14 protein-coding genes are annotated in these 18,220 nt (G+C 61.4%); 5 read left to right on the top strand and 9 right to left on the bottom strand.

Going from position 1 to position 18,220, the window contains the following annotated elements; genetic code table 11:
* The first annotated feature begins 33 nt into the window (after window positions 1-33).
* The gene (locus tag ABIA96_RS25390) at window positions 34-1,236 is read left to right on the top strand and encodes a multidrug effflux MFS transporter (protein WP_354139771.1); all 1,203 of its coding nucleotides are present in this window, start codon (window positions 34-36) and stop codon (window positions 1,234-1,236) included.
* Window positions 1,237-1,268: 32 nt separating this feature from the next.
* Here the strand turns inward: ABIA96_RS25390 and ABIA96_RS25395 are convergent, their stop codons facing one another.
* From ABIA96_RS25395 to ABIA96_RS25420, 6 genes are read right to left on the bottom strand one after another with little or no spacing between them, the layout of a single operon-like run.
* Window positions 1,269-2,252, bottom strand: a complete 984-nt coding sequence (locus tag ABIA96_RS25395; RefSeq protein ID WP_354139772.1) for an NAD(P)H-dependent flavin oxidoreductase — start codon at window positions 2,250-2,252, stop codon at window positions 1,269-1,271.
* Window positions 2,253-2,306: 54 nt separating this feature from the next.
* Window positions 2,307-3,494 (bottom strand): acetyl-CoA C-acyltransferase, encoded by a 1,188-nt coding sequence (locus ABIA96_RS25400; RefSeq protein WP_354139773.1) that lies wholly within the window; start codon window positions 3,492-3,494, stop codon window positions 2,307-2,309.
* 52 nt (window positions 3,495-3,546) lie between these two features.
* Window positions 3,547-4,677 (bottom strand): acyl-CoA dehydrogenase family protein, encoded by a 1,131-nt coding sequence (locus tag ABIA96_RS25405; protein ID WP_354139774.1) that lies wholly within the window; start codon window positions 4,675-4,677, stop codon window positions 3,547-3,549.
* 21 nt (window positions 4,678-4,698) lie between these two features.
* Window positions 4,699-5,880, bottom strand: a complete 1,182-nt coding sequence (locus ABIA96_RS25410) for an acyl-CoA dehydrogenase family protein (RefSeq protein ID WP_354139775.1) — start codon at window positions 5,878-5,880, stop codon at window positions 4,699-4,701.
* Between the two features lie 15 nt (window positions 5,881-5,895).
* Window positions 5,896-6,633, bottom strand: a complete 738-nt coding sequence (locus ABIA96_RS25415) for an SDR family oxidoreductase (protein ID WP_354139776.1) — start codon at window positions 6,631-6,633, stop codon at window positions 5,896-5,898.
* Between the two features lie 19 nt (window positions 6,634-6,652).
* The gene (locus tag ABIA96_RS25420; RefSeq protein ID WP_354139816.1) at window positions 6,653-8,302 is read right to left on the bottom strand and encodes a class I adenylate-forming enzyme family protein; all 1,650 of its coding nucleotides are present in this window, start codon (window positions 8,300-8,302) and stop codon (window positions 6,653-6,655) included.
* Between the two features lie 192 nt (window positions 8,303-8,494).
* Between ABIA96_RS25420 and ABIA96_RS25425 the strand changes: the two genes are divergently transcribed.
* A complete protein-coding gene (locus ABIA96_RS25425; protein ID WP_354139777.1) occupies window positions 8,495-9,238 on the top strand; it encodes an SDR family NAD(P)-dependent oxidoreductase in 744 nt (247 codons plus the stop codon).
* A 1-nt stretch (window position 9,239) separates the two neighbouring features.
* The gene (locus tag ABIA96_RS25430; protein ID WP_354139778.1) at window positions 9,240-9,917 is read left to right on the top strand and encodes a glutathione S-transferase family protein; all 678 of its coding nucleotides are present in this window, start codon (window positions 9,240-9,242) and stop codon (window positions 9,915-9,917) included.
* A gap of 33 nt (window positions 9,918-9,950) precedes the next feature.
* On the opposite strand, the gene ABIA96_RS25435 is transcribed toward ABIA96_RS25430, so the two are convergent.
* Both ABIA96_RS25435 and ABIA96_RS25440 read right to left on the bottom strand, forming a co-directional pair.
* Window positions 9,951-11,150, bottom strand: coding sequence for a CaiB/BaiF CoA transferase family protein (locus ABIA96_RS25435; RefSeq protein WP_354139779.1), 1,200 nt, complete (start codon window positions 11,148-11,150; stop codon window positions 9,951-9,953).
* A 56-nt stretch (window positions 11,151-11,206) separates the two neighbouring features.
* On the bottom strand, window positions 11,207-11,839 hold the full coding sequence (locus ABIA96_RS25440; RefSeq protein ID WP_354139780.1) for a 2-hydroxychromene-2-carboxylate isomerase: 633 nt from the start codon (window positions 11,837-11,839) through the stop codon (window positions 11,207-11,209).
* Window positions 11,840-12,079: 240 nt separating this feature from the next.
* Between ABIA96_RS25440 and ABIA96_RS25445 the strand changes: the two genes are divergently transcribed.
* Window positions 12,080-12,595 (top strand): winged helix-turn-helix transcriptional regulator, encoded by a 516-nt coding sequence (locus tag ABIA96_RS25445; RefSeq protein WP_354139781.1) that lies wholly within the window; start codon window positions 12,080-12,082, stop codon window positions 12,593-12,595.
* Window positions 12,596-12,779: 184 nt separating this feature from the next.
* Window positions 12,780-14,729 carry an adenylate/guanylate cyclase domain-containing protein gene (locus tag ABIA96_RS25450; RefSeq protein ID WP_354139782.1) on the top strand — a complete coding sequence of 650 codons (1,950 nt, stop codon included), beginning with the start codon at window positions 12,780-12,782 and terminating at the stop codon, window positions 14,727-14,729.
* A gap of 72 nt (window positions 14,730-14,801) precedes the next feature.
* On the opposite strand, the gene ABIA96_RS25455 is transcribed toward ABIA96_RS25450, so the two are convergent.
* The gene (locus ABIA96_RS25455; RefSeq protein WP_354139783.1) at window positions 14,802-18,062 is read right to left on the bottom strand and encodes an ATP-binding protein; all 3,261 of its coding nucleotides are present in this window, start codon (window positions 18,060-18,062) and stop codon (window positions 14,802-14,804) included.
* Between the last annotated feature and the right edge of the window lie 158 nt (window positions 18,063-18,220).

Consider the following 18,220-nt stretch of genomic DNA (forward strand, 5'->3'; position numbering starts at 1 on the left):
AACCTGCCCATCTCTACCAGCGCGAAAGTTGCCATGGCTGACCAGATCAAGACCGCGCCGCTGGACGTTCCCATCTCCAGCGTCCTGCCGATCGCGGTCCTTTCCGTCCTGGCAGCCATGGGAACGCTCGCGACCAACATCTTGCTGCCGTCGCTGCCTCAAATTGCGATCTCATTGAATGTCACGAGCGCGGCGGTCACGTCCGCCATCACCGCCTTTCTTGCAGTGTTTGGGGTGGGTCAGCTCCTGGTCGGACCGCTTTCGGATCGCTACGGAAGACGCTGGCCGGTCCTGATCGGATTTGGCGTGTTCTTCGGCGGCAGCGTTTGGTGCGGTTTGGCAAACGACCTACCCAATCTCTTGGCCGGCCGCATCGTGCAGGCTGCCGGCGCTTGCGCGACGTCAGTGCTGTCTCGCGCTATCGCCCGCGACATGTTCAGTGGCGCGGCGCTGGCACGCGCAATGGCGCTCATCATGATCGTGATGTCGGCAGCTCCCGGATTCTCGCCGCTGCTTGGTGGCGCACTCGATCATAGCTTTGGCTGGCGCTCCGAATTCGTACTCGTCGCGGCCTTTGCCGCGGTTAGCGCCATTGCCTACAGCATCGTCCTCGGCGAAACCCACAATTCGACCCGCACGCCGCTCAATCCGCTCGCCATCGCCAGGACTTATGCTGGCCTGATTGGCGATCGTCGTTTCGTTATGCCGGCTGCGACCTCAAGCCTCATCATAGGCGGCTTGTTCTCCATGTTTTCGGCTGCACCGCGCTTATTCATCGAAGCGCTGCACTTCACGCCGATCCAACTCGGCCTCTTCTTCGCCGGCACCGTCTTTATTGTATTCGCCGCCGGTATGTTGGCGACGAGATTGGCACCACGCTACGGGCTCGATGGCCCGATCCGGGCAGGACTGCTGGCGACGGCCACCAGCAGCGCTGCGATCCTGCTCATCTCGATAATCAATCCGACCTTCTTGCCATTTCTGGGCGCGATGAGCGTATTTCTCCTCGGCATGGGCATTGTCAGTCCACTGGCCACCGCGCGAGCGCTCTCTCCATTCGGGGACAAGGCCGGGGCGGCCTCGGCGCTGCTGGGCTTCTGGCAGATGATGACCGCCGCAATCGGCGTATGGCTTGCCGCCACGGTGTCGCATGAAGCAATGTTCGCGCTGGGCGTCGTGCTGAGCGGGTTTTCCCTGCTGGCTCTTGGCCTGTACGCGCGGGGCACAGGATCTTGATGGTTTGTGACTCCGCATGCGCTTCTTCTCAGTCACCCATCAGCGTCGAGGAAGCCCGTCAGGCGCTGCCGGATGATTCGTTCGGCATCTGCCATGATGCGGTCGATCAGTTCCTTTACCGTCGGGATATCGCGAATGAGGCCCGCGACCATGCCGCAACTCCACGCGCCAGCGTCCATATCGCCGTCGATCATCACCTTGGGATAGACGCCCGCCACCTGATCGTGGATATCCTCGATCTTGAGACTCTTTCCCTTCTCGCGTTCGATTTCGAGCAGGTGCTCGACGCCTTTGTTGTTCAACACGCGCTCGGTATTCCGAAGCCCGCGCATGACCAGACGCGTGTCGAGCTCTGATGCCTTGACCAGCGCATTCTTGACGTTGTCGTGCACGGGCGCTTCCCTGGTGGCGATAAAGCGCGTTCCCATGTTCATCCCGGCGGCCCCCATCGCAAGGGCCGCGACCAGGCTGCGTGCATCCGCCATGCCGCCTGACGCCACGAACGGGATCTTCAGTTCCTCCGCCGCGCGCGGCAACAAGATCATGTTGGGCATGTCGTCCTCGCCGGGATGACCGCCGCACTCGAAGCCATCGACACTGACGGCGTCGCAGCCGATCTGCTCGGCCTTCAGCGAGTGCCGGACGGACGTGCATTTGTGAATGACCTTGATACCACCCGCCTTCAGGGCCGGCATGTACTGCTCGGGGCTGCGACCCGCGGTTTCAACGACCTTGATCCCGCCTTCCCTGATTGCTGCGATGTATTCCGGATAGGGCGGCGAGCTGAAGGTCGGCAAGAACGTCAGGTTCACGCCGAACGGCTTGTCCGTCATGTCGCGGCAGCGCGCGATCTCCTTGGCGAGCAGTTCCGGCGTCCGCTGCGTCAGACCGGTGATGATACCAAGCCCACCCGCGTTCGACACTGCGGCCGCGAGTTCGGCAAATCCCACATAGTGCATTCCGCCCTGGATGATCGGATGTTCGATGCCGAACATCTCCGTGATCGCTGTCTTCACGCGTGCCTCCGATGTGATTTCACAGATGTCTCATCCAGCCGGCCTTGTTGCTCGTCACTGGACAATTTCGAGAAGCCCTGCGGCGCCCATGCCGCCGCCCACGCACATGGTGACGACGGCGTACTTGGCCTTGCGCCGGCGCCCCTCGATCAAGGCGTGGCCGGTCAGCCGCGCTCCGGTCATGCCGTAGGGATGGCCTACCGCGATCGAGCCACCATTGACGTTGAGCTTGTCCGGATCGATCCCGAGCTTGTCGCGGCAATAGATGACTTGCACGGCGAAAGCCTCGTTCAATTCCCAGAGATCGATATCGTCAACCGTAAGTCCATGACGCTTGAGTAGCCGAGGCACGGCGTAGACGGGCCCTACGCCCATCTCGTCCGGCTCGCAGCCTGCCGAGACAAAGCCGCGGAAGATACCGAGCGGCTTTAGTCCCTTCTGCGCCGCAAGCTTGTCGCTCATGATGACGGCGGCACTAGCACCGTCGGAGAGCTGGCTCGCATTGCCGCCGGTAATTGTGAAGCCCGGCCCCTTGGCCGGCTTGACGCCCGCGAGAGCCTCAGCGGTGGTATCGGGGCGCGGGCCCTCGTCGACCGACAGAGTCACTTGCTGATATGACACCGCACCGGTCGCCTTGTCGGTGACCGCCATCGTGGTCTCGATCGGCGCAAGTTCTACGTTGAAGCGGCCGGCCTGCTGCGCCGCCGCGGTCCGGCGCTGGCTCTCCAGGCTATATTCGTCCTGACGTTCGCGCGAAATGTCGTAGCGCTTTGCCACGATCTCGGCCGTATCCAGCATCGCCATGTAAGCGTCTCCCTTCATGGCGAGCAGCTTGGGATCGACGGCATGAAACATGTTCATCTGATTGTTCTGGACCAGGCTGATGGACTCGCCGCCGCCTCCAATAGCCACCGGCACGCCGTCGAAAACCACTGAACGCGCAGCCAATGCAATCGCCTGAAGGCCGGACGCACATTGGCGATCGATGGTCGTTCCGGCCACGCTCACCGGAAGCCCGGCACGCAACAGCGCCTTGCGCGCGATGTTGGTGCCGGTCGTGCCCTGCTGCATGGCGCAACCCATCACCACATCCTCTACTTCGACGCCCTCGATCTTGGCACGTGACAACGCCGACGAGATCGCGTGGCCCAACAGGGTGGCGCCCTCGGTGTGGTTGAGCGCGCCCTTGTATGCCTTGCCGATCGGGGTGCGGGCGGTCGAGACGATCACGGCTTCCGTCATTGCTTTACCTTTGGTTGGATACGACAGTCGGATTACCGCCTCAGGCGGAACCTCAGCTTTGCTCCGCGTATCGCATGAGATGATAGGCGGGATCGCCAAACTGGATGTTGATGGAGCTTATTCGCTTGAAGTAATGGCCGACGTTCAATTCGTCGCTCATGCCCATGCCCCCATGTAGCTGCACGGCCTGCTCCGCGACGAAGCGCGCGGCGTAGCCAACCTTGGACTTCGCGCCAGATGCCAGTTTCGATCCATTTGGTCCCCTGGCCGCAAGGCTGAGGCTCAAATGCTGCATAAGCGAGATCGACTCTTCGAGCGCGATGAACATGTCGACCATGCGGTGCTGCAACACCTGAAAGGTCCCGAGTGCGACTCCGAACTGCTTGCGCGCTTTGCTGTATTCAAGCGTCGCGGAGTTCAACACCGACATCGCGCCTACCGCTTCCGCGCAGAGCGCCGCAATAGCACGGTCCCGGCACGCTTCCAGCGCAGCTACGCCTTCACCTTCGACACCAAGCAGCTGGTCGGCAGGCACTTCCACGTCCCTCAGCGTCAGTTCGGCGGCGCGACGGCCATCGATGGTCTTGAAGTCCTGCAAGTGGAGATTGGCCGAATGACGATCGACGACGAACAGGCTTACGCCGTCGCGATCACGGGCTCCTCCGAACGTGCGAGCCGAGACGATCAGCTTGTCGGCCCATGGCGCACCGATCACAGCCGCCTTGGATCCACTCAAGACATACTTGTCCCCCTGACGTCTTGCCGTCGTGGCGACGTTGTTAAAGTCGTAACGCGATCGCCCTTCGGCCCAGGCCAGCGTCCATATGGCGCTGCCATCCATGATCTGCGGCAGGAGCGCCTCGCGCAGCTCGGGCGAGCCGACGTCTTCGATCAAGCCGCCTGCGAGAACAATGGTCTCGAAGTAGGGTTCAACGACCAAATTTCGTCCGAACTCCTGCATCACGATCATTGTCGCAAGCGATCCGCCACCCAGACCGCCAGAGCACTCCTGAAACGGTGCCGCGCATAACCCAAGCTCGGCAAAGGCGCTCCAGTGTTTGCGGCTCCAGCCTTCATCCGTCGCCACAATCTTTCGACGCTCGTCGAAATTGTACTGATCGCGCAGGAACCGTTGAATGCTGGAACGGAGCAGTTCCTGTTCTTCGGTCAACTGAATATCCATCGGATACCTCGTGCGATGTGGTCAGAGACCAAGGACTGCTTTCGCGATGATGTTGCGCTGGATCTCGTTCGATCCGCCGTAGATGCTGAGCTTTCGGGAGTTCAGGTATTTTTCCGACGCGGTGTGTCCATAGTCCGGCCCCGGCATGATGCGGTTCGCCGTGACCGGGTGCTCGCGTACGGCCAGACCGTAATTGCCGATCGCCTGATGTGTCAGGTCGGTGATGCGCTGGAATATTTCGGTGCCCCTGATCTTGAACAGCGATGCGGCCGGTCCCGGGTCGATGCCGCGTGCCATCTGCGCAACGATGCGCAGTTCTGTCGCCTCCAGCGCAAGCACATCGAGTTCGACGCGCGCGATCTCCCTGATGAACTCCCCGAACGCGGGATCGTCCTCGCCGACCTCGGTTCTCACGATTTGCTTGAGACGCGCGAGATACCGTGTCGACCGGCCGATCCCGGCCATGCTCGTGCGCTCGTTGCCGAGCAGGAATTTCGCGTAGGTCCAGCCCTTGTTTTCCTCGCCGATCAGATTCTCGGCGGGGACCCGCACGTCCTCGAGAAAGACGTCGTTGACCTCGTGCGATCCGTCGATGGTGATGATCGGCCGCACCGTGACGCCGGGCGATTTCATGTCGATCAAAAGGAAGGAGATGCCGGCCTGAGGCTTTGCCGAAGGGTCGGTCCGCACCAGGCAGAAGATCCAGTCGGCATGCTGGGCCAGCGTCGTCCAGGTCTTGTGGCCGTTGACGATGTAGTGATCGCCATCGCGCACGGCCTTGGTTCGAACGGAAGCGAGGTCGGAGCCGGAGCCCGGCTCCGAATAGCCCTGGCACCACCAGTCCTCGCCGGAGAGGATTCGCGGGAGATACTGCTTTTTTTGCGCACCGGTACCGAAGGTGTAAATGACCGGGCCGACCATGGTGACGCTGAACGCAAGCGGCGGCAGCGTTCCGGCGCGTGATGTCTCCTGTTCAAAGATGAAGCGCTGCGTGACCGACCAGCCCGGACCGCCGTATTCCTTGGGCCAGAGCGGAGCAATCCAGCCCTTCTTGTGCAGGATGCGGTGCCAGAGCAGCGACTGCTCCTTGGTCAAATCGGTCTCGGGGTTTGGAACGCGCATTTCCTGCGGATAATTCTCCGCAATGAAAGCGCGCACCTCGTCACGAAACGCGGCGTCTTCGCCGGAAAGGTTGAGCTCCATCGTGAGAGACTCCCGCTACCACTTCTCGCCGAAGGGACGGATCTCCAACTCAAAGGTCCAGGCGCTTCTGGGCTGCTGATAGAGCAGCCAATAGGATTCTGCGACCGACGATGGGGGCATCAGCAGATCGGGATCATCAAGCGCATTGGGACCCAGCGCCTCGATCCGCCGCTGACGCACCCATTCGGTGTCGACGCCTGAATCGATGATGAGATGCGCCACGTGGATATTCTTGGGCCCCAACTCACGCGCCGTCGCCTGCGCAACGGCCCGCAGGCCGAACTTGGCGCTGGCAAAAGCCGCATATCCCGTCCCGCCGCGAAGGCTCGCGGTTGCGCCGGTGAAGAAGATATTGCCTTGGCCGCGGGGGAGCATCAGCCGCGCGGCTTCCCGGCCGGCGAGAAAGCCGGAATAGCAGGCCATTTCCCAAACCTTGCGGAACACGCGCTCGGTCGTATCCAGAATCGGAAAATTGACGTTGGCGCCGATGTTGAAGATGCAGACCTCCAGCGGCGCATGCTTGTCCGCGTCGCCAAGGAAGGAGATGATCTCCTCTTCCTTGCGTGCATCGAGGGAGCGTGCGTGGATTTCGCCTCCAGCTCCCTCGATTTCCTTGACCAGCGGCTCGAGTTTGGCGCCGTTGCGGCGCCCGGCGAACACGGTGAAGCCCTCTGAGGCGAATTTCTTGGCGATCTCGCCGCCGATATAATCTCCGGCGCCGATCACGGCCACGGTTGCGTTTCTCTTTTGCAAGGATGTTCTCCCGGTAAAGTTAGATATGTTGCCTGCGGAGTTCGGGCGTCTGCGCCGGAGGGGTTGCGCCACCTTCGCGCAAGGACTCCGCGAGCTTGTGCTTGAGTATCTTGCCGGTCGAGGTCGCCGGCAAGGCATCAAGAATGACGATTTCGGACGGCCGCTTGTAGGACGTAAGCTGAGATCGGACGAAACTCATCAGATCCTCCGGCGTCGTGCGGGATCCCGGCAGCAATTGCACAAAAGCAACGATCTCCTCATTGCCGTCTGCGGCACGACCGACCACGGCAGACTGAACGACGTCCTTGTGTGAACTGAGGACCGCTTCGACTTCCGCAGGATAGACGTTGAAACCGGAACGGATGATCATTTCCTTGGTGCGGCCGACGATGTACAGACAATCGCCATCGAAACGCGCGAGATCGCCGGTGTTGAACCAGCCCTCACTATCGATCACCTTCGCGGTAAGCTCGGGGGCGCGATAATAGCCCAGCATCACGTTGCGCCCGCGAACATGCAGCTCGCCGACTTCACCTCTTGCCGTCGGAAATCCGTCGAGTGTTCGCACCCGCGCCTCCACGCCCGGCAGTAGCGTACCGACCGCCTGGTCGGAGCGTGGCGCATCGAAACGTACGCCTGAAATTCCCGGCGAGCATTCGGTGATCCCGTAGCCGTTGAGTAACGGAAGGCCGAACTCTTCCTCGACCCGCGATTTCAGATTCAGATCGAGAGGCGCACCGGCGACGGCGATCAAGCGTAACGAGCCTCGGGCGAGCTGCCCCGCACCAGATACGTTCTTGTATTCCAGCAGGCGTTGATAGGTGGCAGGCACACCATTGAGGATGGTAACACCCTCCTCCGCGATCGCTTTGGCGGTCGCGGCAGGATCGTATTTGCTGACCATCCGCACCGTGCCGCCGACCATCAACGTCATGATCAGGAGCGAGATGCCGACGATATGGGAGATCGGCAATACCAGATAAATCTTGTCGTCCTCGTTCATCCTGCGGAAATGCGCCGTGGTCTTTGCGCTGATCAGCAGGTTGTCATGTGAAAGCATCACGCCCTTCGGCGTACCCGTCGTCCCCGACGTGTAGATCAACACCGCGATTTGTTTTGCGGGATCGGCCTCGACCGGCTCGACGGTCGAACTTTCGTTCAGCGGGCCGACACCAATCTCTCCCAGCGCGCCTATTTGCCGGGTCGCCGCGCCATAGCGCGAGGCGTGAGCCGCGGCGTCCTTCGAAATACCTGACGTGAAAAACATTCGACGGGCGCCGCTATGGTCGCGGATCTGGTCCAGCTCGCGAGCAGACAATCGCGGGTTAGCGACGATAGCCCAGCCATTGAGCCGGCTCGTCGCCAGCAGCAGGGCGGCAAGTGCTATGCAGTTTTCGCTGACAATGATCATCCGATCGCCCGGCCTGATCCCCAGCGACGAGAGGACGATCGCGATCTCGCTGACGCGCTGCTCCAGATCGCGATAGGTCCAGGAAGCCCCGTCCTCGACCAGCGCTACTCGCCCGGGAGCTTTGGCAACAGGTCCTGCCAATACTTCATGGATTCGGCTCGGCAAGCCGACAGCTATCGCGTCGAGATTGATCGCCTCCGAAAGCTCCGCCACGACTGACCTCCCGACCCAATTGCGCCTGCTTCTGCAATGCGGCACATTGAGCAATTACATAACGTTCTTTTTTAGAACTCGTCAATCTCTAATTCACCGTCGCGGATTCCAAAGGCCCGAAGAGGCAACTAAGTTGCCTGATATTTGTATGCTCGACGTCAAAGACCATCGTTTACAATGCGCCACGAGGCAGCTAGCATTATAGTATCAAATAAGAACTTGAATGGGAGAGACGGAATGGCTGCGAACCGCGGTGTAGCGATACTTGTGGGCGCTGGCGACGCCATTGGGGCAGCGGTCGCCCGCCGATTTGCCAAGGGCGGCTATACGGTCTGCATCTGCAGGCGTGATGCGTCCAAATCGCAGGGACTTGTCGCCGAGCTGAGGGCTGAGGGGCATGACGTTCACGCATTCAGCGTCGATGCCCGCCAGGAAGCTGAGGTCCAAGGCATATTCGCACGGATCGAGAACGATCTCGGGCCCATCGAGGTCTGCCTCTACAATGCCGGCTCGAACGTCAACAAGCCGCTGCTCGACACGACAGAGAAGCTGTTCTTCAAAGCCTGGGAACTCGCTTGCTACGGCGGATTCCTGGTCGGACGTGAGGCTGCGCGCGTCATGCTTCCGCGCGGACACGGCACCATCTTCTTTACGGGCGCGACGGCCAGTGTGCGCGGTGGGCCTGGGTTTGCTGCATTTTCATCGGCGAAGTTCGGCCTTCGCGCAGTGGCTCAGGCAATGGCGCGCGAGCTCGGACCGAAGAATATTCATGTCGTGCATCTCCTGATCGATGCCGGCGTCGACAGCGAAGCTATTCATCAGCGCATGAAAGCGGCGAAGGGGATCGAGGCAAGCGAAATTCCCGCAGATAGCCTGACCAAAACGTCGTCCATTGCCGATGCCTATTGGTTCACCCACCAGCAAAGCAGGGATGGCTGGACCCACGAGCTCGATCTTCGTCCGTCCGTGGAGAAGTGGTAGCATGAGCGCGACACCAAACCTGACCCTGTGGGGCGTCGGGACAAGCCGCACCATTCGTCCGCATTGGGCCATGCACGAACTGGGCCTCGTCTACGAGACAAAGCCCATTGGGCCGCGAACGGGCGAGACCAAGACAACCGAGTACACCAAGCTCAATCCGCGCCAGAAGATTCCGCTGCTTCAGGACGGCGACTTCTGCATCGGCGAGAGCGCGGCGATCGTTGCCTATTTGTCGCGAATGTATTCCACGACAGAACGCTCGCTGATTCCGGAAACCAACCGCGACTATGCCGCCTGGCTGGAGTGGTGTTTCTTTATCGTCGCAGAGCTGGATTCAACCAGCCTCTACGTGATGCGCCGCCATCGGGCCGATGCGCTCGGTCCGATCTATGGAATTGCGCCCGAGGTCGTTGCCAAGGCCGGCGAATATTTTCGCCAGCAGTTGCGCCATGTCGAAGTCGCGCTCGCAGATGGCCGACAATTCCTGATGGGCGAGCGGTTTACCAGCGCCGACATCCTGCTTACGACCTGCCTTGAGTGGGCCATCGCCTATGGCGTCGGCATTTGCGACAACGCTCAGCCCTATCTCGAGCGCATCAGGAAACGGGACGCCTTTCAGCGCGCCGTCGCGGCAAATGTCCCGATGGCACCGGTCACGCCGGCGCCGGCGAAACTTTAGAATCCACCCGCCGCTCGCGCACGCAAATCTGAGTTAGACCGCTACGCGGACGCTGCGTTCGGCGACCATCTCGTCGATGGCGCCGTCGTCGTAACCGAGTTCGCGCAGCACGTCGCGCGAGTGCTCGCCGACCCTCGGAGCAGGCCCGCCAATTGCGGCCTCGTTGACCTCGAACCGTGCGGCCGGCTTCGGCTGCCGCACCCGCCCGACCTTTGGCTGATCGAACTCCGCGATGATACCGCGCGCCACCACCTGTTCATTGTGAATGATTTCGCCGCGCCGCAGGATCGGCGCGCAAGGGACGTCGGCGGCATCCAGGCGCTCCAGCCATTCGGCCGTGGTGTGCTGGCCGATATATTCCGCCATCTTGTTGATGCGTGCCGTAGCGTTGACCGAGCGTGCCGACGGCGTCGCAAATCGGGGATCCTTGGCAAGCTCGGGATCGCCGGAGGCCCGGCAGAACCCCTGCCATTCGGAATCCGAGATGGTACCGGCGGTGATGTATCCGTCGCTGGTCTTGAATACGAGATCCGGTCGATCGTTAGGATCGGCCGCCGCGGTCTCGGCACCTACGACTGTGTATTGCATCATGCCTTCGGGCCATAGATACGAGATCATCGCATCCAGCATCGCGACCTGGATATGATCACCCTGCCCCGTCTTCTCGCGGGCATAGAGCGCCGCTGCCACAGCCTGCGCGGTGAATACGGCGGTGGTCTTGTCGCATACGATGGTGCGGATCATCTGCGGACGGTTGGTGACCGGCTGCGACTGGATATCGGCGAAGCCCGACAGGCCCTGAATGATTGGGTCGTAAACGCGCTTCTTCACATACGGTCCGGTATCGCCGACACCGCTGATCGAGACATAGATCATGCGCGGATGACGCTGGCGCAACGCATCGACGCCAAGACCGAGGCGATCCATCGTGCCGGGCCTGAAATTCTGCACCAGGACATCGGCCTGCGCGACCAGCTTGGCGAGAACCTCACGGCCGGCCGCGCTCTTGACGTCAATCGACAGCGAGCGCTTGCCGCGGTTTGAAGAAATGAACAGCGCCGAGAACTCGCCATCCTTGTCAATGGTGGCGCGGCTGCGCCGGGTGATATCGCCGCCAATCGGCTCGATCTTCAGGACGTCAGCGCCCTGGTCCGCCAGGAACATCGTCGCGAACGGGCCCGAGACCACGCCTGTCAGATCGAGGACACGAACGCCGTTGAGTGGGCCAGGCATGACATTCTCCCTGAATTCTCTTTTCGCAAACGGGCATCGACGAATTTGCTTTCGTCTTATGCCGTCTCTGGTACCGGCTGGCTGGTCTGTTCGAAGATCGATTCCTCGACGTCGCGAAGCTGGTCCTTGCCGAAGAACATTTCCTTTCCGACGAAGAAAGTCGGCGAGCCGAACGCTCCGCGGTTGACCGCGTCGGTGGTCCGATCGATCAACCCCTTCTTGACGTCGTCCTGCTGCGCACGCGCAATCAACCGGTCGATGTCGATGCCCGAGGAGATGAATGCGCTGCGGAAGGTTTCGAGGTCGTCCATCTTCTTCGGCTCCTCCCACATGTGGTGATAGGCTGCGCGGAAGTAGGGTTCGAACACGCCTTCGAGCTGCGCCGCGACGGCGCCGCGCATCAACATCAGCGTGTTGACCGGAAAGAAGGGATTCTGTTGAAATTTCGTCGCGTTGTGGCGCCGAATGAAGCGCTGGGTTTCCAGCGCCTGGTATTCAGGCTTGTTCTTGATGCCACGAAGCGAGTCGAACGGGGACATGTTGCCTGTCCCCTTGAAGATGCCGCCGAGCAGTACCGGGACATATTCGAATTTCACGCCGGTGCGCCGCTCGATCCCCGGAAGGACCAGTTCCGCGAGGTACGCGTTCGGGCTGCCGAAATCGAACAGGAATTCAACTTTCAGGGGCATGTCAGCTCCTCCCGTAGAGCGAAAAGAATGGCCGAGTTTGCGGCTCTCTGGGCGAGCCCTCGTACCCATTCGTTCATACAGTTCTAAAATTGAACTGTCAAATCTGTGCAGAATTATGCCGATTTTAACCCACCGCCGGGGTATTGTTTGCAATTCAGTACCTATCTAGAATGGTAACGACGGCTGCAGTTCCCTTGGATGATTCGCGTGGGAACAAGCGCCGGCGACCGGAGAGCAGGAATGAAATGGGATGAACTGGAGGAAGAGCCGTGTTCGATGGCCCGCACGATCGGCGTGATCGGCGACCGTTGGACGCTTCTGATCCTCCGCGAATGCTTCTTGCGAACGCGCCGCTTCGAGGGGTTTCAGTCAGCACTCGGAATCACCCGCCACTTGCTCGCGGAGCGGCTGAAAAAGCTGGTTCGGCAGGGCGTGCTGCGCCGCATTCCGTATCAGGAATCGCCCAAACGTCACGAGTATATCCTGACGCAAAAGGGCCTCGATCTCTATCCGATCATGATGGCGATCGTCCATTGGGGCGACACCCACATGGTCGACGTACGCGGACGCCCCTTGCTGCATGAGCACCGCAAGTGCGGCAAGGTGTTCGATCCCGTGATGGTCTGCTCGGAATGCGGCGAGCCGCTTTCAGCCAAGGAAGTTCATGTCCATCCCGGGCCCGGCGCGCGCCCGGCTTTGGAGAAAGCATCTCCGGACAAGAAGGCGAAGCCGAAGAGCCGCAGGAAAGCGGCGTAACGGCGCCAAGCCGCGTTCCAGCGCAACGGCCGCATCGAGCGCGGCGCAATCGGCACCAGCGGTGGAGGAGCGTCTCGCCGCGGGCGCTCAGGAAAGATCATCACGACAAGCTTTCCTTTAGGCTCGTCAGTCAATGCGGCCCCGTGGCCGTGCAGGTGCGACAGGTCCACGCAACAGTGCAGGCGTGTTCGCGCCGCTTCAACCTGTCGCTTGTCGTCTCATCGAGCCTGATATTCGCGCTTCGCATTTGTGCTTAAGCGGGCCTGCAAAGCGAACATTCAACGAGGATGGATATCCACAGTGGCCAATGCACCCAACTGGGGTGACTTACCTATTAGCGGGTGCTCTAATAGGGGCATATGGGAACGAAGGGCGCATGATCGAGGTACAAAGGCGGTTGGCGGCGATTCTGGCAGCCGATGTAGTTGGCTTCTCCGCGATGATGGAACGCGCCGAGGAAGCGACCTACACTGAGATCAATCGGCTCAGGCGAGAGGTGATCGAGCCGGGCCTTGCTCGTCATCTGGGACGCCTGATCAAGACCACGGGTGACGGCGTTCTCGCCGAGTTCGCCAGTCCGATTGCAGCCGCAAAGTGCGCGGTCGAGATTCAGGAGCGCCTTTCCTCGTCACCCGACGGTATTCGGTTGCGGATCGGGATCAACCTCGGCGACGTCATCGTCCAGGAGGACGGGGACCTTTATGGGGAGGGCATCAACATCGCGGCTCGGCTCGAAGGCCTCGCCGATCCGGGTGGGATTCTCGTTTCCGCCAAGGTGCACGACGAGATCGAAGGCAAGCTCGACGTCGCGTTTGACGATCGAGGCGAGCAGCAACTCAAGAACATTTCCAAGCCGGTCAGGACCTACGCCTGGGTCTTGAACGCCTCCGGCAGGTCGAACTCGCCCGCGGGCAAAGCCGTTCAAGGCACCGGCGAACCGGCATTCCCTGACAAGCCATCGATCGCGGTGTTGCCGTTTGCCAATATGAGCGGAGATCCCGAGCAGGAGTATTTTGCAGACGGTATGGTTGAGGAGATCATCACAGGTCTCTCACGCATCAAGTGGCTTGCGGTGATATCGCGCAACTCGAGCTTTATTTACAAGAACAAGCCGGTGGCTGCGAAAGAGGCTGCCGAAAAATTTAGCGTTCGCTACGTGCTCGAAGGCGGCGTCAGAAAGTCAGGCAATCGGATTCGCATTACCGCGCAGCTGATCGACGCGGAAACCGGCGCCCATCTCTGGGCCGAGAAGTACGATCGTCTGTTAGACGATGTGTTTGCGCTTCAGGACGAGATTACGACGTGTGTCCTCGGAGCGATTGAGCCAAATTTGCGGAAAGCTGAGATCGAGCGCGTCAAGCGCCAGCGGCCCCGCAATCTCAGCGCCTACGATCTCGTCTTGCGCGCGTTGCCGCATGTCTACGCTTCAATGCCGAAGGAGGCCGAGGTCGCAATTCCTCTCCTCGAACAGGCTTTGCGACTGGAGCCGGACTACAGTGCCGCGCAGGCCTTTCTGGCGTTGTGCTTCCATGTGCGCTTCAGCCGAGGCGGGTTGAACCCCGAAGATCGCGCCGCGGCGATCCGCCTTGCCCGCACAGCGGTTGCACGCGGGAACGACGACGCTACATCGATTGCAGTTGCTGCCTTCGTCATCGCGCTGAATGAGCACGATGCAACGACCGCACTGCCGCTGTTCGACCGCGCGTTGGAGTTGAGCAGCTCCAATGCCTTCGCGCTCGCTTGCAGCGCCCAGGCCCTTGCCTTTATGGGGCGGTCGGAGCGCGCCATCGAGCGCGGCGAGCGAGCCATTCGTCTCAGCCCATTCGATGCTTTGAACTATCGGGCCTACTTGGCGCTTGCGGTCGCGCATTTTCATGAACAGCGGAACGGAGAGGCTATCGAAGCAGCCCGGAATGTCATCGCTATCAACCCGGGGTTCAGCTTCGGTTACGCTCTTCTGGCCGCGTCTCTGATCCGTCTTGGCGAAGCCGATGCAGCGCAATTGGCCGCTCGGTCGGTTCTGGAGCATCAGCCGTCATTCACCATCCGCGGGTTCGCGGCGGTCGCGGAATTTGACGCTGCGGTATTCAAGCCGCTTGCGGATGCCTGGAGAGACGTGGGGTTGCCGCAGTGACCGGTCCGTGGAGGTGGCCAGGAGCCATTGGACGCTGCGCCTTGGGCCATGATCGGACATTTCAGGCATGGTTCAACAGCCGCAACCCAATGATCCCTCTATCGCAAGCTCGGACAACGAAGCCTCTGCGCGTCGCTCGAAGATGACTGCGCCCTGACGCTTGGCAATATCGGCGGCAGTTGCGAAGGATGATCGCGCTTCAGCCTTGTTGCGACGGTCAAGCGCCAACAGGCATGCACCGCGCAGACGATAGATCTCCGGTAGATAGATGCCCACCCCTGCTTCGTCGATGCCAGCGATCGCGCGGTCGAGATGACCAAGCGCGTCCGCGGGTCGGCCCGCTCCAAGCAGAACTTCGGCTGCGAGGCCGAGATAATATTGCGGTAGCGGACCGGCGGCGGTGGCATTGGCGATCTCGGCATCGATCAGCCGCAGTGCGTCTGCAGCGGCTGCGCCGCTTGCGGTAGCCCACCCGACCAGGATCAGGCTGCTGGCGCGCCATGGCGGCAGGCCGAATTTATCGGCCAGCGCGGCCGCCCGATGCGCTGCAGCGTAGGCAGCCTCGCGGTCACCGCCAAGCTGGTGGCCCATGCCGATGCTGTGCAGCCCATGCGCAAGACTGTTCGGATGATCAATCGTCTCGGCCAGTGCGATGGCTTGTGTGAAGTGCTGCTTTGCCTGGTGTTCCTCGCCCGAGAGTTGCCACGAATTGCCGCATTGCGCATGGGCGCAGACGCAGGGATCGTGACCGCCAAACGCGTGCGCAAGGTGACGGTGCTGCGTCACATCGTAGAGCGAGATGGCGTGCCGGCCGCCCTCCAGCACGCCGCGAACATCGCCACGAAAATGCGCCGTTGAAAGCTGGCAGTGGTAGGCTTCGAGCAACAACTCACGGTCGCCGGACTGTTGTGCGAGCGACACCAGTTCGTTGGCGCGGTCGCGCGCCAACGCCGTCTTCCGGCGCAGATTGGCGTTGATCCACAGGCCCCATTTGGCCTGAAAGGACGCGGGGCCGTCGCCGAGTTCTTGGCCGATCTCGGCAGCTTTGGTGTAAGCCGTTTCGGCCTCAATACTTTGCAGGCCGTGGACGACAAACAACGCCGAGCCAAGCTTCAGCCAGAAATCTAGTTGCCGCCGCAGGCCGTTCTGTTGCAGCAGGAACTTGGCGAGTTCGAGGCCCGCCGTGAAATGCGAGATCGCTTCCACATAGGCCGAGCGGCTTACGGCCTGATCGCCGGCACGCATACGGTAATCGCAAGCGCGAGAGTGCTGCCCCGCTTCGCCGAAATGATAGGCCAGCAGTTCCGGTTCCTTGGCGGCGACATCGCCAAAACGCTGCTCCAGCGCAAGACCGACGCGCCCGTGCCATTCTCGGCGGCGCATCAGCAACAGGCTTTCATAGGCGGCGTCACGCACGAGCGCGTGCTTGAAGTTGAAGCTCCGCTCGATACCACGCTCCTCAGGAAACACAATTCCCGCGGCAACCAGCCTTGCCAGCATGTCTTCCAGTTCGTCGCTGTGCTTGCCGGCAACCGCTTCCAGCAAGGCGAAGGTGAATTGCCGACCGATCACAGCGGCAATCTGGGCCACCTCGCGGGCACCGCCGAGGCGGTCGAGGCGGGCCATCAACGAGTCCTTCAGCGTCGCCGGCACAGAATCCTCGCCCGCCGATTCCATCACGCTTCGGGTCAGCTCTTCGACGAACAGCGGCACGCCATCGGTCTTGGCAATGATCGCGGCGATCGTGTTCGCCGTCAGCCCATGCGCGGCAGCGACGCTCGCGACCACCTGCATGCATTCGCTGCGGCCGAGGCGTCCGAGTGTGATCAGCGTCGCGTGTGGCCTTGACAGCCAGGGCGGCGTGAAATCCGGGCGCGCCGACACCATGACGAGGAGCCGCGCGCGGGTGATGCCGTCGGCCAATCGCGTCATCAGTTCGAGCGTGGTCGCATCGATCCAGTGTGCGTCTTCCAGCAAGATCAGCGCCGGATCGCTGTCGCTGGTCCGCGTCATGATCTCGACGATCAGCGCGAGCGTCGTAGCCTTACGCTGCGCCGGCGACGCGGCGGGAGCTACCTCAGTCAGCGAGACCGACAACAGCTCGGCCAAAAGCGGCAGCGCCGTCGGATTGACGATGCGCCGCACGCCAAGGAGGGCGCGGAGTTTTTCGGCGCGCACATCCGCTGGATCGGCAGGCGCAAGGCCGGCGATGCGGTTGAGATACTGGATCACCGGGTAGAGCGCGCTGTCGCTGTGATAGGGAGAGCATTGCAAATTGATGCGCGCATGAGCTTCGGCCGCAAGCTCTTGCTGCAGCGCCTCGATCACGCGCGATTTGCCGATGCCGGCTTCGCCGGTCACGGTGACGATCTGGCCTTCGCCCTGCCGCGCCAGATGCCAGCGTTCACGCATCAAGCCCATTTCATGGGCCCGGCCGATCAGCGGCAGGCCTCCGGCGCGGATGGCGGCAAAACGGCTTTCGACCGAGGCTTCGCCGCAGACTCGCCAGGCCGGCACCGGGCGCGCAAAACCTTTCAACTCGTGCTCGCCGGTGTGGGTGAGTTCGAAAAGGCTGCCCAACAATTTTTGGGTCGACTCGCTGACGATGATGCAGTCCGGCCCGGCGAGCGCCTGCAGCCTTGCCGCAAGGTTGGGCGTTTCACCGACGATGATCCGCTCCTGCGCCATGCCGGTGCCGATGATTTCGCCGACGACGACGAGGCCGGTAGCAATGCCGATGCGCGCCTGTACGCGCGTTCCATCAGGCATTTCGATTGCGCCGACTTCCGACAGAATTCCAATGGCGGCACGGACGGCGCGTTCAGCAGCATCCTCGAAGGCATGGGGAAACCCGAAATAGGCCAGCACGCCATCGCCCATGAACTTGGCGACGAAACCACCGTAACGCCCGATCGCACCGGCCACCGCGTCCTGGTATCGCCGGATCACACCGCCGAGCAGCTCCGGATCGATCTTCGCCGAGAGCGCCGTGGAGCCGACCATATCGGCGAACATGACGGTCACTTGTCGCCGCTCGGCATCACCGGAGCCGGACTTCTCTGCGGCAGACGATTTTTCAGCGGACCGCGATGCGGCTGAAGCAGATTTGTCCAGCGAGGAAGTCTCGTCGCAGGAGGAATTTGCGATCGAATCTCCAGTACGCGCCGCGATCGCCTTAAAAAGCCGGCGGCGATTACCCAGGGAGAGACCCAGTTGCTCGAGATCGTGGTCATCGAGGTCGCCCAGAACATCTAAGTCGATGTCGTTCGCCTCAAACGCGTCGGCGTATTGCTCCAGATTGTTCTCGCGCAACCAGTCGCGAAGCTCGCTCATGCAGTCGGTTCCCCCAGCTCCCCGAGAAGCAAATTGGCACATTTGTTGAACTTGGGGAGGGAATTTCGAGCCGTGCCTTTGGTCCGCTCGAGGTCAAAAAGTAGTAGTGAGCCCACCCTCCTCGGCCGGCGTTACGCCTCGGCGAAGGCCTCTCCCAA

Origin of the sequence: Bradyrhizobium sp. LB11.1 (genome assembly GCF_040549385.1) — a bacterium.
Classification (GTDB): Bacteria; Pseudomonadota; Alphaproteobacteria; order Rhizobiales; family Xanthobacteraceae; genus Bradyrhizobium.

What these genes read in the sequence shown, in the direction of transcription:
- ABIA96_RS25400 (WP_354139773.1), bottom strand. Translation starts at nt 3,494, where the DNA reads ATGACGGAAGCCGTGATCGTCTCGACCGCCCGCACCCCGATCGGCAAG.
- ABIA96_RS25405 (WP_354139774.1), bottom strand. Translation starts at nt 4,677, where the DNA reads ATGGATATTCAGTTGACCGAAGAACAGGAACTGCTCCGTTCCAGCATT.
- ABIA96_RS25425 (WP_354139777.1), top strand. Translation starts at nt 8,495, where the DNA reads ATGGCTGCGAACCGCGGTGTAGCGATACTTGTGGGCGCTGGCGACGCC.
- ABIA96_RS25455 (WP_354139783.1), bottom strand. Translation starts at nt 18,062, where the DNA reads ATGAGCGAGCTTCGCGACTGGTTGCGCGAGAACAATCTGGAGCAATAC.
- ABIA96_RS25390 (WP_354139771.1), top strand. Translation starts at nt 34, where the DNA reads ATGGCTGACCAGATCAAGACCGCGCCGCTGGACGTTCCCATCTCCAGC.
- ABIA96_RS25430 (WP_354139778.1), top strand. Translation starts at nt 9,240, where the DNA reads ATGAGCGCGACACCAAACCTGACCCTGTGGGGCGTCGGGACAAGCCGC.
- ABIA96_RS25445 (WP_354139781.1), top strand. Translation starts at nt 12,080, where the DNA reads ATGAAATGGGATGAACTGGAGGAAGAGCCGTGTTCGATGGCCCGCACG.
- ABIA96_RS25410 (WP_354139775.1), bottom strand. Translation starts at nt 5,880, where the DNA reads ATGGAGCTCAACCTTTCCGGCGAAGACGCCGCGTTTCGTGACGAGGTG.
- ABIA96_RS25435 (WP_354139779.1), bottom strand. Translation starts at nt 11,150, where the DNA reads ATGCCTGGCCCACTCAACGGCGTTCGTGTCCTCGATCTGACAGGCGTG.
- ABIA96_RS25440 (WP_354139780.1), bottom strand. Translation starts at nt 11,839, where the DNA reads ATGCCCCTGAAAGTTGAATTCCTGTTCGATTTCGGCAGCCCGAACGCG.